This window comes from Flavobacterium ammoniigenes, from assembly GCF_020886055.1.
GTDB classification, from domain to species: Bacteria; Bacteroidota; Bacteroidia; order Flavobacteriales; family Flavobacteriaceae; genus Flavobacterium; species Flavobacterium ammoniigenes.
In genome coordinates, this window is the sequence record NZ_AP025184.1 from 1,404,656 (window position 1) to 1,420,515 (window position 15,860).

Sequence of the window (15,860 nt, forward strand, 5' to 3'; positions counted from 1 at the left end):
TATACTTTTTACCAAGCGGTGTATTAGCCGTTTGTTTTCTTACTTTTCCATTTGATTTTGTTATAAAATTGTATTGATTTTTGCATTTTTAAGGAGTATATTTGCACCTTAAAAATTTGACCCATGTCTGACAATGCCATTCGAACCAATCCTGATGTAATTCTTATTGGTGCTGGAATTATGAGCGCTACTCTTGGAGTGATTTTAAAAGAATTACAACCCAACATTAAAATTGAAATTTACGAAAGACTAGATACCGCTGCTTGCGAAAGTTCTGATGCTTGGAACAACGCAGGAACAGGTCATTCTGCTTTTTGTGAATTGAACTATACCCCAGAAGCTGCTGATGGATCTATTAGTCCCAAAAAGGCCATTAGTATTGCCGAGTCTTTTGAAGTTTCGAGACAATTTTGGGCGTATTTAGTGCAACAAAACAAAATAGTTTCTCCAGAAAAATTCATCAAAAGTGTACCGCATTTAAGTTTTGTTTGGGGAGAAAAAAATGTAGCATTTCTTCAAAAGAGATTCGAAGCATTGCAAGCGAATCCTTTATTTAAAGAAATGGATTTTAGTACTGAAATTGCTGCTTTACAAGAATGGATGCCCTTAGTGATGGATGGCAGAGATCTTTCTGCACCCATGGCAGCAACCAAAATGGATATTGGAACCGATGTTAATTTTGGCGAACTAACACGAAGCATGTTCCATTATTTACAATCTCTTGAAGGAGTGAGTATGCACTTTAACAATGAAGTTAGAAAATTGAAACAACGTAATGATGGTTCATGGCGAATTAAGGTGCGTGATTTAACAACAAACCAAAAACGAAGAGTTTATCCGAAGTTTATTTTTATTGGAGCCGGTGGTGGTTCTTTGCCATTATTAGAAAACGCGAATATTCCCGAAGGAAAAGGATACGGTGGTTTTCCAGTTAGCGGTCAATGGCTTAGATGTACTAACCCGGAAGTTATTGCTAAACACGAAGCTAAAGTATACGGTAAAGCTAGTGTGGGTGCTCCGCCAATGTCGGTACCGCATATTGATTCCCGAATGATTAATGGCGAAAAACAATTGCTTTTTGGACCTTTTGCAGGATTCTCTACCCGTTTTCTTAAAAATGGTTCGTATTCGGATTTGCCGTTATCTATCAAGCCAGATAATATCATTCCCATGGTTATTGCCGGAATTAAAAATATTCCGTTGACAAAATATTTGATTGAACAAGTACGTCAGAAACCAAAAGACAGAATGAATGCGTTAAGAGAATACGTGCCTAACGCAAGATCGAAAGATTGGAAGCTGGAACGTGCGGGTCAACGTGTGCAAGTAATTAAGAAAGATGAAAAAGAAGGTGGTGTTTTGGAATTTGGAACCGAAGTAATCACCACAAATGATGGTACATTATCAGTATTGTTAGGAGCTTCTCCAGGAGCGTCAACAGCCGTTTCGGTAATGTTAGATGTAGTACAAAAATGTTTCAAAGACCAAATAAATTCGAAAGAATGGCAATCTAAATTAAAGGTGATGATCCCTTCATTTGGTCAGGAATTGAATGCCAATCCGGATTTATTAGATCAAGTTAGAAAAAGCACAAGCGAAACTTTAAAGCTGAGCTAAATTAAAATATATAAATAGTAAAAGCATCGAAATTCTCGATGCTTTTTTGTTTTTAACGGGTAGTTTTTAATGGTATTTTATATTTCATTTTTAATGAAATGTACATAAACCAAATTAATTCTCTAATACTATCTATTTTTACTATTTTTGCACACGAATTTGAGAATTAAAAGAGCTTTATTCTCATGAAATAAATGTAATACAATACTAATGATTTTACCAATTATAGGTTATGGAGATCCTGTATTAAGGAAGGTAGGAGCTGAAATTACGCCTGATTATCCAAACTTAAAGGAGATTATTGCCAATATGTACGATACCATGTACAATGCTTATGGAGTTGGTTTGGCTGCTCCTCAAGTGGGGATGCCAATACGTTTATTTGTAATTGACACCACCCCTTTTAGTGATGATGAAGATCTATCTGAAGCCGATCAAAAGAAAATGAATGGATTCAAACGCACTTTTATCAATGCTACAATTTTGAAAGAAGAAGGCGAGGAGTGGAGCTTTAACGAAGGTTGTTTGAGTATTCCAGATGTTCGTGAAGATGTGTATCGTAATCCGGTGGTTACCATCGAATATTGTGAAGAAGATTTTGTTATGAAAACCGAAGTTTTTGACGGTTTGATTGCAAGGGTAATTCAGCACGAATACGATCATATTGAAGGGATTTTATTTACCGATAAAATTTCATCTTTGAAAAAACGATTGATTCAGAAAAAATTAAAAAATATTACCGAAGGAAAAACTTTTCAAGAATACAGAATGAAGTTCTTTGGTAAAAAAGGAAGATAATTATATAAAAATATACCTAATGAATATCGAAAAAATACTAGCTATCTCTGGTAAACCAGGTTTGTACGAATTGAAAATCCAAACCCGTACTGGTTTTGTCGCCGAATCTTTATTAGATGGCAAAAAAATCACCGTGAATTTAAAAGCGAACGTGAGTTTGTTATCAGAAATTTCAATTTATACCTATGAGGCTGAAAAACCTTTGGCTGAAATTTTAAATACTATTGCAAAAAAAGAAAAAAACGGTCCTGCCATTTCTCATAAAGAAGATGCAGCTACTTTAGCAGCTTATTTCAAAGAAATCTTACCAGATTATGATGAAGAAAGAGTCTATGGTTCAGATATCAAAAAAGTATTGAATTGGTACAATTTGTTGCAATCTAAAGGAATGGTTAAGGATGAAGCACCTAAAGCTTCAAGTAAAGAAGAATCAGTTACTGAAGAAAAGCCTAAAAAAGCAAAAGCTAAAAAAGCCTAATTGTTTTTTAACTATTTATAATCCTGCCAAGATCATTTTCTTAGCAGGATTTTTTTATTTTTACCAAAACCAATTTTTACAATGAATTCAAGAGCAACACAACTTCAGGCCTTCGATAGACTATTAACCATCATGGACGAATTGCGTGCCCAATGCCCTTGGGACAAAAAGCAAACCTTACAAAGTTTGCGCCACCTAACGATTGAGGAAACCTATGAATTGGGCGATGCTATTTTAAATAATGATTTGGAAGAAGTCAAGAAAGAATTAGGTGACCTGCTATTGCATCTTGTTTTTTACGCTAAAATTGGAAGCGAAACTCAAGATTTCGATATCGCTGATGTGTGTAATGCCATTTGCGACAAGCTAATTCATCGTCATCCTCATATATATAGTGATGTCCAAGTAAAAGATGAAGAAGAAGTAAAGCAAAACTGGGAAAAACTCAAATTGAAAGAAGGGAAAAAATCAGTTTTAGAAGGGGTACCAAAAGGACTGCCGGCCTTGGTCAAAGCAAGCCGTATTCAAGACAAAGTGAAAGGTGTTGGTTTTGATTGGGAAGAATCGCATCAAGTTTGGGATAAAGTACAAGAGGAATTACACGAATTACAAGTGGAGGTTGCCGCTGGAAACCAAGATAAAATGGAAGCTGAATTTGGCGATGTATTATTCTCTATGATTAACTATGCTCGCTTTTTAGATATTAATCCCGAGGATGCTTTGGAACGAACCAATAAAAAATTCATTACTAGATTTCAATATTTAGAAAGTAAAGCAGTCGAAATGGGAAATCCATTGATGGATATGACTTTGGCTGAAATGGATGTGTTTTGGAACGAGGCGAAGCAATTATAATTTAAAATTATGATTTACTTATTACTGTCAGTTGTATTATACGCGTTGAATAATTTACTTTGGAAAAAGGTTTTACAACAAACAAATAGTTGGTTGGTAATGACTTTAAGGGCTTTTTTGACAGCTAGTATTGGAATCATCATCATCCTTTTTTTTGCTCCAAACATGTTAAATCAAATCAGCTGGAACTCTTTTTGGAGAATTACAATTGCATCTGTATTGGGTACATTTGGATTGATTTGTATGTTATCAGCCCTCCAGAAAGGGACGTTAAGGCAACTAGGTATATTTAATTTATTGACCATTGCCTTTACTGTGACTTATCTATTGCTTTTTGAAAAATTCAATGTATTCGATTTTGTTTCTGGAACAATTTTAATCATGGTAGGATTTGGTATTTATGTTTTTCAGATTCAAAAATTACCTACAAATGAATCCAATAGTAAAACAGTCATTTATTATATTTTGATGTCGCTATTTTTTGCATCTTCAGGATTGGTACATTGGTATAATTTCAAACAATCTATTTCGCCACTTTTTTCAGTTGTAAATCAAGAAGTTATTGTTTTTTTAGTCGGTGGTATTGGATTAATAGCACAACCTAAATCAGTAAAAGAACATTGGTTTCAATCAATGATAAAATCAGCTAATTTAGTATTCGTCATGGCAGTATTGATTTTTGCTGCTGTTTGGACTGGTTTTTTAGGATTGAAGATTACCAATCCATTATTAGCGTCCCTATTACCATTGGCAACACCTGTTTTAACAATTCTTTTCGGAGCTTTATTTTTTAAGGAAAAATGGAATAAAAAATTGGGTTTGGCACTATTTATTATAGCTATTGGTGCATATATGTTGCATCTTAATCTAAATTATCAATAGTTAAAAATTGGGTTAAAAATTCAACTGAAAATCTCTTGAATCCAGTTTGAATAGCTATTGATTCATATTCGTTTTGAATTTTAAATAATTCCTCTTCATTTGATGATAATGCGATGGCAAGATGATACTTTGTAATCAAATAAAAAAGTTTAATATAATCCGAATAAGACAAACTAAATTTTGATAGATCTATTAAATCAAACCCGATTTTAGCTTCTTTAATTTTAGCTTCTTTAATTAAATGAAAGGTTTGGGTAAGTAATATCATCGCTTGTGATGAGTAGCCACTCCAGTTTTCTATTGTTAATAGTTCCTCGTAATAATTTTGAATTAGATAATTCGTTTTTTCAAAATCGTTTATTAATACTAAAGCAGGGAATATTTCTATTGTTAACAAATTGATTTGATCCGATTTATTGAGTAGTATTAAAAATTTATTCCATATTTTTTCATACTCCATTTTGTTTTTTTGCTCGTTGAAATAGAGTAAGTTATATGCAAAACACCTCCCTTTTAATACAATAAAAAAATCAGGTTGTAATCGATTCAAATCTACAGGTTTTAAATTGGAATTATTGGATAAAAAGCTATTGTAATTTAAAATTAAATCATAAAATAAAGCTTCATGGCTATCCGATAATGCATGTTTTTTTGCTTCTTTTATAAAAGCTCCATAGTATCCATTAAAATGAGAATAGTCTATAAACCAGTGCAATATGTTTTCTCTGAATAATTGATTGGGAGAGATTTTTTGTATTATTTGTGTAATATCCTCCTTGTTTAAACTTCTAAAAAGTAAACAAATGTTTGCTGCTAATTTTAATTGATTAGCTTCTTCAAACTTAAAAATTCTGGTATCAAAAAATTGATTTAGTACCGAATATTTTTTCTTATAAATAAACGTTTTAATGATTGAGGCAACTTTTAAGTGGTAATCAGTTGTGTTTTGTTGCGATTCCAACCATTGAACATCAATTTCATTAATCGTTTCACTTAATTCTATTTTAATGGTTTGCGTCCATACAAACCAGTCATTGTCTTTTAAGTATTTCTTCTGATACGCACTAAAATTTTCATAGCCGATGTATTGACTTAATGTATTTAAAGTATTTAAATTGGGTGTTGTCCCTTTTAAAAAACCAAAAAAACGCCGTAAAGTATTATATCCAATTTTTTTCTTGGTTTTCCATTCAATTGCTTCATGAACCATTTTTAATTCCGTACTATTTTCGATTCGGAAACCAATTTGTTTCTGAATATCGATCCGCAATTGACTATAAGTTTCTGGATTCATCGGCTAAAATATTTATGGGCTAATTATGGGCTAAATATACATTTTTTACGATTTATATTTGTACTATATTTTAATTTATTGTTTTGAAAATCAGGAATCATAAAATTCCCTTTAATTGGAAAAGATATGTTGTTTAATAATAGTATAGATCGAATCCAGGTAGTTGATACAGAATTGTTGATTAATGTAAATTTGATTAATCAAAAAAAAATCCCTTTGGAAGAGATTAAAAAAGTATTTGTTTCAGTAAAGAAAATTCCTGTAATCTATGAAATTGTATATATACTTATGGGCGGAATTTTCATTGGATTGAATTTTAGTTTTTATCCAATTGGATTCTATTTTTGGTTAGTTTCTGGAATCTATTTGTTGGGAGAATTTATCGTTCATAATTATAAAAGTTGTACTTTAAACCTAGAACTTCAAAACGAAAAAGTACAGATTCGTTATATTCCATATGAACTTAAATACCAATTAGTTCACAAGATTAATGAAATTAAATTTAAAATTAGGTAATGGGATTTGAATAGTGATTTCTATTCAGCCATTTTCTTTAGTTTGCCAATTTCTTTTAGCGTAATCTTTTTACCAGCCAATTCGATTAATCCCAATTTGTTAAAATCAGAAAGTAAACGAATACAACTTTCGGTTGCTGTACCAATCATGCTGGCTAATTCTTCTCTTGATAATTGCACTTTTAAGCTGTTGTCTTCATTTTTTCCAAAGGTGTCTGCCAAATACAATAGGGTTTCGGCCAAACGTTCTTTTACCGTTTTTTGCGCCATATTTACCGAATGAAGATCGGCTTCTTTTAAGTCACCGCAAATTGTTTTCATGACATTCATAGAAAACTGATTGTTTTTGTCAAAAAATCCCATGATTTCAGATTTAGGAATAAAACACACTTCCATATCTTCTAAAGCAACTGCACTTAGATTAACTGGCTCGTCACTAATGATGGAACGTTGCCCTAACAATTCGCCTTTGCTGATCAATTTTACAATATGATCTTTACCATTTGCACTCAGTTTTGACATTTTACAAACACCATCTTTAATACAATAAATACCATTGATGGTATCTCCTTCTTCAAAAATTACTTCGCCTTTTTTGATGGTGTACGATTTTTTGCAGTCTGAAAGATGTAGGAGCTCTTCTTTGTTTAACGCTTTCAAGGAACTGAATTCTCTAACGATACATTGTTCACATTTACTCATAATACAAATAGGGACTTTATTGAAAAACAAATTTAATGATTATTATGACAAATGTCATATTTTAAGTTGGAACTATTGGTAACCTTTGTCACAGGTAAATTGAGCAAAGAGTATGGATACAAAAAACTGTTTCCATTGTGGTTTGGATATTGTAGCAAAGGAAGAAATTGTTTTTGATGATAAATCATTTTGTTGCACGGGTTGTAAAACTGTGTATGAAATATTTAGTCTCAATGATATGACTTGTTACTACGATTTTGAAAAATCACCTGGAGCAACTCCGCAAGATATTAATGGTAAATATGACTTCTTAGACAATGAAAGTATTGTTTCAAAACTATTGGAATTCGAAGAGAATACAACCGCTATTGTTTCACTTAGCATTCCTCATATACATTGTAGTTCGTGTATTTGGATTCTGGAAAATTTACAACGTCTTAAAAAGGGAATAAGTACTTCTCAGGTTAATTTTCCTGAGAAAAAAGTACGAATCAACTACCAAACTGATCTTGTTTCGCTTAAAGAAATCGTCAATCTATTAAGCAGTATTGGTTACGAACCCTATATAAGTTTAGAAAACTACGAAGCCGGCTCGAATCATGTCGATCGGACTTTGACTTATAAATTGGGAGTCGCTTTCTTTTGTTTTGGGAATATCATGTTACTCTCTTTTCCAGAATATTTCGAAGTAAAAGAATATTGGCTCGACCAATACCGCGGCTTTTTTCGTTGGTTAATTTTTGCCTTGTCATTACCGAGTTTTTGCTATTCGGCAAGTGGTTATTATGTTTCGGCCTACAAAAGCATCAAATCGAAAATGCTCAACATTGATATCCCAATTGCTTTGGGAATTATTGTCATGTTTGTGCGAAGCACCGTTGATATTATAATGGACTATGGATCTGGTTTTTTTGACAGTTTAACCGGATTGGTTTTCTTCATGCTTTTAGGAAAAATGTTCCAAATCAAAACCTATAGTTTTTTAAGTTTTGAACGTGATTTCAAATCCTATTTTCCAATTGCAATTACCCGCATTCAAGGAAATCTGGAAGAAAGTGTTCCCATTTATGATATTGAAAAAGGAGATCGATTGTTGATTCGAAATCAAGAATTAATTCCAGTAGATGGTATTTTAATTACGGAGACTGCAGAGATTGATTATAGTTTTGTAACCGGTGAAGCCATTCCAATTACTAAAAAATCAGGCGATAAAGTATTCGCAGGAGGAAAGCAAATTGGGAAAATAATTGAAATGGAAGTTTTGTATTCGGTTTCACAAAGTTATTTGACGCAACTATGGAGCAATGATGTCTTTCAAAAAAATGTGGAGCAAAAGCACAAAACCATCACCGATCAGATTTCGCGATATTTCACACCCATTTTGCTTTTAATTGCATTTGCTAGCTTTAGTTATTGGATTTTGAAAGATACCAATACGGCATTTAATGTGTTTACTGCCGTATTAATTGTCGCCTGCCCGTGTGCTTTGGCATTGACAGCGCCTTTTACTTTTGGTAATATTTTACGAATACTGGGTAAGAAAAAGTTTTATCTTAAAAATGCTTTAGTTATTGAGCAATTAGCCAAAGTAGATACGATTGTTTTTGACAAAACAGGAACCATTACCACTAATAAAAAATCCAATATTGCATTTCAAGGTAATTCAATCTCAGAAGAAGACCTCGTTTTAATTAAAAATGTGCTTCGTGCTTCCAATCATCCATTGAGCCGAATGTTATATGATTTTTTACCAGAAACTCAAAAACTAAAATTGGATCATTTTGAAGAAATAACTGGCAAAGGGATACAAGCAAGTATCAACGGAACGACGATTCAATTGGGATCGTCTTCGTTTGTGGGTGCCAATGAAGAAAATGCAATCCAACAAACTTCAGTTCACATATCTATCAATCAAAATTATATTGGTAAGTACATTTTTAACAATCAATATAGAGAAGGTTTGTCCAGTCTTTTTGCATATTTAAGTCAAGGGTACCAATTGAAAATTTTATCAGGTGATAATGAAGGAGAACGAAATGCATTGGAACAATTATTACCACCGGGCACCGAATTGATTTTCAATCAGAAACCGGAACAGAAATTAGAGTTTATTAAAAGTCTCCAAAACCAAGGCCAAAATGTTATGATGGTGGGCGATGGGCTGAATGACGCTGGTGCCTTGGCGCAAAGCAATGTTGGGATTTCTATTTCTGAAAATGTGAATGTTTTTTCCCCAGCTTGTGATGCTATTTTGGATGCGAGTGTTTTTCAGCAACTGGATTCCTTTATGCTACTTTCTAAAAAAGCAATCACGACAATTAAAATGAGTTTTACGGTTTCTTTATTGTACAATGTAGTCGGACTATCCTTTGCAATTACGGGTAATTTATTGCCTTTAGTGGCAGCGATAATCATGCCTTTGAGTACGATTACAATTGTCAGTTTTGTGACAGTAATGAGTAATTATTATTCCAATAAATGCAGTCAATAATAGGTATTTGTCAAGTATTTACTACGGCATGACAAATGTCATATTTTTTGAGAATCACGAGTTATAATTTTGTTAACATAAAAGTAAGGTATGAGTGTCATTTATTTATTAATCTCCATTAGTATTCTAGTCGCTATCGGTTTTTTTATTGCCTTTATACGTGCGGTAAAAACGGGCCAATACGATGACGATTATACCCCATCGGTTCGAATGCTTTTTGACGATGAGCTTAAAATAACCCCAAATAAATCAGTACAAATAACAGAAGAAAAACAAATTTAATTATGGAAATGCAACAATTTTATTACGACAACAAAATTGTAAAGAAATTCATTTACGCTACCATCGTATTTGGTGTAGTGGGAATGTTAGTTGGACTTATTCTGGCTTTTATGTTTCTTTTTCCCAATATCACCGACGGAATTTCGTGGTTGAGTTTTGGTAGATTGAGACCTTTACATACCAATGCAGTTATTTTTGCTTTTGTGGGTAACGCCATGTTTGCAGGAGTTTATTATTCGCTGCAACGTTTGTTAAAGGCAAGAATGTTTAGTGATTTCTTGAGTAACTTAAACTTTTGGGGTTGGCAATTAATTATTGTTGCGGCAGCCATTTCTTTACCCTTAGGATATAGTACTTCAAAAGAATATGCCGAATTAGAATGGCCTATTGATATTGCCATTGCTTTAATTTGGGTTGTATTTGGTATCAACATGATTGGAACCATTATTAAAAGAAGAGAGCGTCATTTGTATGTGGCTATTTGGTTTTATTTGGCCACATTTGTTACGGTAGCGGTCTTACACATTTTTAATAGTTTAGAGTTGCCTATTTCGGCTTTAAAAAGTTACTCTGTTTACGCAGGGGTACAAGATGCCTTAGTGCAATGGTGGTACGGCCATAATGCAGTGGCTTTCTTTTTGACTACACCTTTCCTGGGTTTGATGTATTATTTTGTACCTAAAGCAGCTAATCGTCCAGTGTATTCATACCGATTATCGATCGTTCACTTTTGGTCTTTAATTTTCATCTATATCTGGGCAGGACCGCATCACTTATTGTATTCGGCTTTACCTACCTGGGCACAAAACTTAGGAGTTGTATTCTCTGTAATGTTGATTGCGCCATCTTGGGGAGGGATGATCAACGGATTGTTAACCTTAAGAGGAGTTTGGGACAAAGTTCGTGTAGAACCCGTTTTGAAATTTTTCGTAGTAGCCATTACAGGATATGGAATGGCCACTTTTGAGGGTCCGATGCTTTCACTAAAAAATGTAAATGCTATCGCGCATTATACGGATTGGATTATTGCTCACGTACACGTTGGTGCTTTGGCTTGGAATGGTTTCATGGCTTTTGGTATGATTTATTGGTTGATTCCAAGAATGACCAAAACACCTTTGTATTCTTTAAAATTAGCTAATTTCCACTTTTGGATTGGAACTTTAGGAATTATATTATATGCTCTTCCTATGTATGTTGCCGGTTTCTTACAAGCCTCTATGTGGAAACAGTTTAATCCAGACGGGACTTTAACCTATGGAAACTTCTTAGAAACAGTGACTCAAATTATGCCAATGTATTGGATGAGAGCTGTTGGAGGAACCATGTATCTTACCGGAATGCTAGTGTTAGTCTATAACATTATTCAAACAGTAAGAGCGGGTCAATCTATCGAAGATGAATTGGCTGAAGCTCCAGAATTACAACCTATTAGCAGCGGAAGATTGAAAGGCGAAAAATTCCACCCTTGGTTAGAAAGAAAACCGATTCAATTGACCATTTTGGCTACCGTGGCGATTTTAATTGGAGGGATAATTCAAATCGTTCCTACGATAATGGTAAAATCAAATATTCCAACTATTACAAGTGTAAAACCTTATTCTCCATTGGAGCTAGAAGGTCGTGATTTATACATTCGTGAAGGATGTGTGGGTTGTCACTCCCAATCTGTTAGACCTTTCCGTAGTGAGGTAGAACGTTATGGACCGCAATCTAAAGCAGGAGAGTTTGTATACGATCATCCCTTCCTTTGGGGGTCAAAACGAACAGGTCCAGATTTGTTACGTGTAGGTGGGAAGTACAATGATAATTGGCATTTCAATCACTTTTGGAGTCCGCAAAGTATTTCGGCAGGGTCTATAATGCCAGCATACAAATGGTTGTTTGATAATGAGGCAATGGATGTATCCAAAACTCAAAAGAAAATGGAAGCCATGGTAACTTTAGGAGTTCCTTATTCTGCAGCACAAGTGGCTAATGCTCAAAAAGATTTAAGAGCACAAGCAATTTCAATTGAAGAAAGCTTGAAGAACGATCCTGACTTTGTGAAAAGTTATGAGGAAAGCAAGAAAAAAGCAGCAGCCAAAGGCGAAAAATTCGTTCCGATGAACGAAAGAGAAATCATTGCTTTGATTGCTTATATGCAACGATTGGGAACAGATATTAAAGTTAAAAAATAATTAGAAATTATGTTTGAACAAATAAAACACAATATGGAAACTATCGCGGGAGTTGCGATTTATCCCATTCTTTCGTTATTGATTTTCTTTTTATTCTTTGTTGGATTGGCATTATGGGTGTTCTCTTATAAAAAAGAGAAAATCGACGAGTTAAGTCAAATTCCTCTGAATGATAATCCTACAGTATAATTTTTAAACCTCTAAAAATGAAAAAAATAATCCCCGTATATGTAAGAGTACCCATTATTTTCTTTGCTGTTTTTGGCGCAATGGAATTTTTTATTGACTCTGGAGACCGACCTGCTTTTCTCAAGTTTCCAATGGTCTCTGTATTCCTATTTGTTTTTCTATTTCTATTAATTGCAATTGAAATTACTGTAAGTGCTATTGATAAAATTACCTATCAATTATTGACTGAAGAACAAAAAGCGAAGTTGGAAGAAGTCGCACAAATAAGTTTTAAAGAAAGTCAATGGTATACTAAACTGGTAAAAGCATTGACGAAGTCTGAACCAATTGAAAATGAAGGGCAGCTTTTATTGGATCACGATTATGACGGAATCAAAGAACTAGACAATAATTTACCACCTTGGTGGATTTATTTATTCTATGCTTGTATTGGTTTTGCCGCGATTTATTTAGTTCGTTTTGAAATTCTTGGTGCCGATGATCAAGAAATGGAATTGAAAAAAGAAATGGCGCAGGCCAAAATTGAAGTGGCCGAGTACATGAAAACCGCTCCCGATTTAATGGATGAAAAAACGGTGACTTTATTAACGGATGCTCCTTCATTAGCAGAAGGTAAAACTATATTTACAACTAATTGTGCGGCTTGTCACAGGGCCGATGCTGGTGGTCAAATTGGACCTAACTTAACTGATGATCAATGGATTTTAGGTGGAGGAATTAAGAACTTATTTCACACCGTAACAAATGGTGGTCGTGATGGAAAAGGGATGATTGCTTGGAAAGGAACTTTGAAACCTAAAGAAATTCAGAAAGTAACGAGTTATATTATTTCTTTAAAAGGAAGTAATCCTAAAGATCCAAAAGCTCCTGAAGGAGAGGTTTGGGTTGAGGAAGCTACAGCAACACCTGCAAAATAAGCCAACTAACTAAAAGACCAATTTCCAATTCGAAATTGGTTTTTTAAAATTACAATACCATGTCAAATAGACAAGACGAATCATTTAGAGATAGCATTGGTACCATTGATGAAACCGGACACAGAAAATTTATTTTTCCTAAAAAACCTTCCGGGAAATTGTATGAATACCGTAAAATAGTTAGTTATTTCTTATTGGCTATTTTGATTGCCAATCCATTTCTGAAAATTAACGGGAATCAATTCATGATGTTCAATGTATTGGAGCGTCGTTTTAATATTTTTGGATTTCCATTTTGGCCTCAAGATTTTTACTTGTTTGTTTTGTTTATGATTTTGGGAGTGGTATTCGTCATTCTCTTTACGGTTATTTTTGGGCGAATATTTTGTGGATGGATTTGTCCGCAAACTATTTTTCTAGAAATGGTTTTCCGCCGAATTGAATATTGGATAGAAGGAGACAGAGGGGCTCAAATTCGATTAGCCAAACAAGAATGGAATGCTGAAAAAATTAGAAAAAAAGGATTGAAATGGTTCGTGTTTTTAATTATTTCTTTTTTCATTGCCAATGTATTTTTAGCCTATTTAATTAGCAGTGATGAACTATTTAAAATGATCGAAGAGGGGCCTGAAAGTCATCAAAGTACTTTGATCGCTTTGTTGATTTTTACCGGAGTTTTCTATTTTGTATTCGTTTGGTTTAGAGAACAAGTGTGTATCATTGCTTGTCCGTATGGTAGGTTGCAAGGGGTGCTTTTGGATAACAAATCGATTAATGTAGCCTACGATTTTGTTCGTGGTGAAAAAGAAGTAGGTAGAGCTAAATTAAATAAAAATGAAGATCGTGCCACTTCGGGAAAAGGAGATTGTATTGATTGTCATCAATGTGTACAGGTATGCCCCACCGGAATTGATATTCGCAACGGAACGCAATTAGAATGCGTCAACTGTACCGCTTGTATCGATGAATGCGATACGATTATGGAAAGTGTTGGTTTACCAAAAGGATTGATTCGCTATGCTTCAGAAGACGAAATAGAAAAGAAATCGAAATTTCAGTTTACAGCCAGAATGAAAGGTTATACTGCGGTTTTGGTTATTTTGATCGGAGTTTTAACAGGGCTTTTGTTTTTAAGAACCGATGTAGAGGCTTCTATTTTACGTTTGCCTGGACAATTGTACCAACACAAAGGCGATAATATCAGTAATGTGTATACTTTTAAAATTATTAATAAAACGAATGACGAATTTAAAGACATTCACTTCAAATTGGTTGGAATTAAAGGAACATTAAATGTAGTAGGACATCAAGACTTTAAAGTGCCAAAACAAGGGATGAATAGCGGTACTTTATTTATTGAAATCAATCAGTTTTTATTGGAAACCGATAAAACGAAGTTGGAGATCGATGTCTATAACGGAAATGAAAAAATTGAAACAGCAACGACTAATTTCCTTAGTCCAAGAAGTTTCGATTAATTAAATAAATAAAACATGAAAATTAAATTCAATTGGGGAACAGGTATCGTAATCGCTTTTGCTTTGTTCATGACATTCATTCTGTATTTTGTTGTTGAGGTGCAATCGAATTCCAAATATGATAATGATTTAGTGGTTGAAGAATATTACAAACACGATGCGCATTTTGGAGAAGAAATGCAACGCTCACAAAACGCACAGAATTTGGTAGATAAACCAAAGTTTACGGAGAGTCCAGATGGAATTGTAATTAGTTTTCCCGCCACATTTGTGCCTAATAAAATCAAAGGAATAGTATCCCTCTATAGGCCATCTAACAAGAAATTGGATTTCGAAACTCCGATTTCGATTTCTGAATCAACTTTGCTCATACCTAATAAAAGTTTGATAGGTGGCCGTTGGGATATTATTATGGAATGGCAATACAATGGAATAGCCTATTTGAGCAAAGAAACTATTTATATTCATTAGAAAACAATGTTGTATTCGGCTTTCATTTTTGGGTTAATTAGTAGTCTGCACTGTATTGGTATGTGCGGACCAATTGCTTTGATGATTCCAGTTGATAGAACTAATCCTGCCAAAAAAGGAACTCAAATCTTTACCTATCATTTAGGTCGTTTAACTGCCTATGCTTTAATCGGACTTGTTTTTGGCTTGGTTGGAAAGGGCTTTTTTCTTGCAGGAATTCAACAACGATTATCGGTATTTATTGGAGTCGCCATGATTATTACGATTCTAACTCCCGAAAGAGTGTTGGCCAATTATAATTTTTCGAAACCAGTTTATCGTTTGATTTCAAAAATCAAATCGTCTTTAGGAAAACAATTTAAAAACAAAAGTTATCAATCCTTATTTACTATTGGACTTCTCAATGGATTTTTGCCTTGTGGAATGGTCTATGTAGCATTATTTGGTGCTATTGCCATGCAAAATGTTCCTTTTGGAATTCTATATATGCTGCTTTTTGGTATTGGAACCATCCCAATGATGAGTAGTGTTACCTATTTGAATTCGATTATGACAGTTTCATTTCGAAACAAAATTCAAAAAGCGATTCCCTATGTAGGAGTTATTATTGGTATTTTGTTTATTCTTCGCGGATTAGGATTGGGAATTCCATATGTTTCTCCAGCGAATATGAGTTTATTTATTCAAGAAACGCCTAACTGTCATTAACAA

16 protein-coding genes are annotated in these 15,860 nt (G+C 33.8%); 14 read left to right on the plus strand and 2 right to left on the minus strand.

Annotated features, from left to right (window positions below; all coding sequences use genetic code 11):
* The first annotated feature begins 123 nt into the window (after positions 1–123).
* The 5 genes from LPC21_RS06475 to LPC21_RS06495 all read left to right on the plus strand — a co-directional run bounded on the left by LPC21_RS06475 (position 124) and on the right by LPC21_RS06495 (position 4,630).
* Positions 124–1,617, plus strand: coding sequence for a malate:quinone oxidoreductase (locus tag LPC21_RS06475; protein WP_229316348.1), 1,494 nt, complete (start codon positions 124–126; stop codon positions 1,615–1,617).
* Between the two features lie 210 nt (positions 1,618–1,827).
* A complete protein-coding gene (def, locus tag LPC21_RS06480; protein WP_229316349.1) occupies positions 1,828–2,415 on the plus strand; it encodes a peptide deformylase in 588 nt (195 codons plus the stop codon).
* Between the two features lie 19 nt (positions 2,416–2,434).
* The gene (locus LPC21_RS06485) at positions 2,435–2,893 is read left to right on the plus strand and encodes a DUF5606 family protein (RefSeq protein WP_229316350.1); all 459 of its coding nucleotides are present in this window, start codon (positions 2,435–2,437) and stop codon (positions 2,891–2,893) included.
* Between the two features lie 81 nt (positions 2,894–2,974).
* On the plus strand, positions 2,975–3,748 hold the full coding sequence (mazG, locus tag LPC21_RS06490) for a nucleoside triphosphate pyrophosphohydrolase (RefSeq protein WP_229316351.1): 774 nt from the start codon (positions 2,975–2,977) through the stop codon (positions 3,746–3,748).
* Between the two features lie 9 nt (positions 3,749–3,757).
* Complete coding sequence (locus LPC21_RS06495) at positions 3,758–4,630, plus strand: DMT family transporter (RefSeq protein ID WP_229316352.1); 873 nt, start codon at positions 3,758–3,760, stop codon at positions 4,628–4,630.
* On the opposite strand, the gene LPC21_RS06500 is transcribed toward LPC21_RS06495, so the two are convergent.
* On the minus strand, positions 4,611–5,924 hold the full coding sequence (locus LPC21_RS06500) for a hypothetical protein (protein ID WP_229316353.1): 1,314 nt from the start codon (positions 5,922–5,924) through the stop codon (positions 4,611–4,613). The two genes, LPC21_RS06495 and LPC21_RS06500, sit on opposite strands and share 20 nt — an antisense overlap.
* Positions 5,925–6,050: 126 nt before the next feature.
* Between LPC21_RS06500 and LPC21_RS06505 the strand changes: the two genes are divergently transcribed.
* The gene (locus tag LPC21_RS06505) at positions 6,051–6,440 is read left to right on the plus strand and encodes a hypothetical protein (protein ID WP_229316354.1); all 390 of its coding nucleotides are present in this window, start codon (positions 6,051–6,053) and stop codon (positions 6,438–6,440) included.
* A 20-nt stretch (positions 6,441–6,460) separates the two neighbouring features.
* Here the strand turns inward: LPC21_RS06505 and LPC21_RS06510 are convergent, their stop codons facing one another.
* Positions 6,461–7,141, minus strand: coding sequence for a Crp/Fnr family transcriptional regulator (locus LPC21_RS06510; protein ID WP_229316355.1), 681 nt, complete (start codon positions 7,139–7,141; stop codon positions 6,461–6,463).
* A 112-nt stretch (positions 7,142–7,253) separates the two neighbouring features.
* On the opposite strand from LPC21_RS06510, the gene LPC21_RS06515 reads away from it, so the two are divergent.
* The 8 genes from LPC21_RS06515 (at position 7,254) to LPC21_RS06550 (ending at position 15,857) form a co-directional block, all read left to right on the plus strand.
* Positions 7,254–9,632, plus strand: coding sequence for a heavy metal translocating P-type ATPase (locus tag LPC21_RS06515; protein WP_229316356.1), 2,379 nt, complete (start codon positions 7,254–7,256; stop codon positions 9,630–9,632).
* 90 nt (positions 9,633–9,722) lie between these two features.
* Positions 9,723–9,914, plus strand: coding sequence for a cbb3-type cytochrome oxidase assembly protein CcoS (gene ccoS, locus LPC21_RS06520; protein WP_229316357.1), 192 nt, complete (start codon positions 9,723–9,725; stop codon positions 9,912–9,914).
* Positions 9,915–9,916: 2 nt separating this feature from the next.
* On the plus strand, positions 9,917–12,094 hold the full coding sequence (gene ccoN / locus LPC21_RS06525) for a cytochrome-c oxidase, cbb3-type subunit I (protein WP_229316358.1): 2,178 nt from the start codon (positions 9,917–9,919) through the stop codon (positions 12,092–12,094).
* A gap of 9 nt (positions 12,095–12,103) precedes the next feature.
* Complete coding sequence (locus LPC21_RS06530) at positions 12,104–12,283, plus strand: CcoQ/FixQ family Cbb3-type cytochrome c oxidase assembly chaperone (protein ID WP_229316359.1); 180 nt, start codon at positions 12,104–12,106, stop codon at positions 12,281–12,283.
* A 17-nt stretch (positions 12,284–12,300) separates the two neighbouring features.
* Positions 12,301–13,200, plus strand: coding sequence for a cbb3-type cytochrome c oxidase N-terminal domain-containing protein (locus LPC21_RS06535; RefSeq protein ID WP_229316360.1), 900 nt, complete (start codon positions 12,301–12,303; stop codon positions 13,198–13,200).
* A 59-nt stretch (positions 13,201–13,259) separates the two neighbouring features.
* Positions 13,260–14,678: a cytochrome c oxidase accessory protein CcoG gene (gene ccoG, locus LPC21_RS06540; protein ID WP_229316361.1), complete on the plus strand. Its 1,419-nt coding sequence runs from the start codon at positions 13,260–13,262 to the stop codon at positions 14,676–14,678.
* Positions 14,679–14,699: 21 nt separating this feature from the next.
* Positions 14,700–15,149, plus strand: a complete 450-nt coding sequence (locus LPC21_RS06545; protein WP_229318564.1) for a FixH family protein — start codon at positions 14,700–14,702, stop codon at positions 15,147–15,149.
* A 6-nt stretch (positions 15,150–15,155) separates the two neighbouring features.
* Complete coding sequence (locus LPC21_RS06550; RefSeq protein WP_229316362.1) at positions 15,156–15,857, plus strand: sulfite exporter TauE/SafE family protein; 702 nt, start codon at positions 15,156–15,158, stop codon at positions 15,855–15,857.
* The last annotated feature ends 3 nt before the right edge of the window (positions 15,858–15,860 follow it).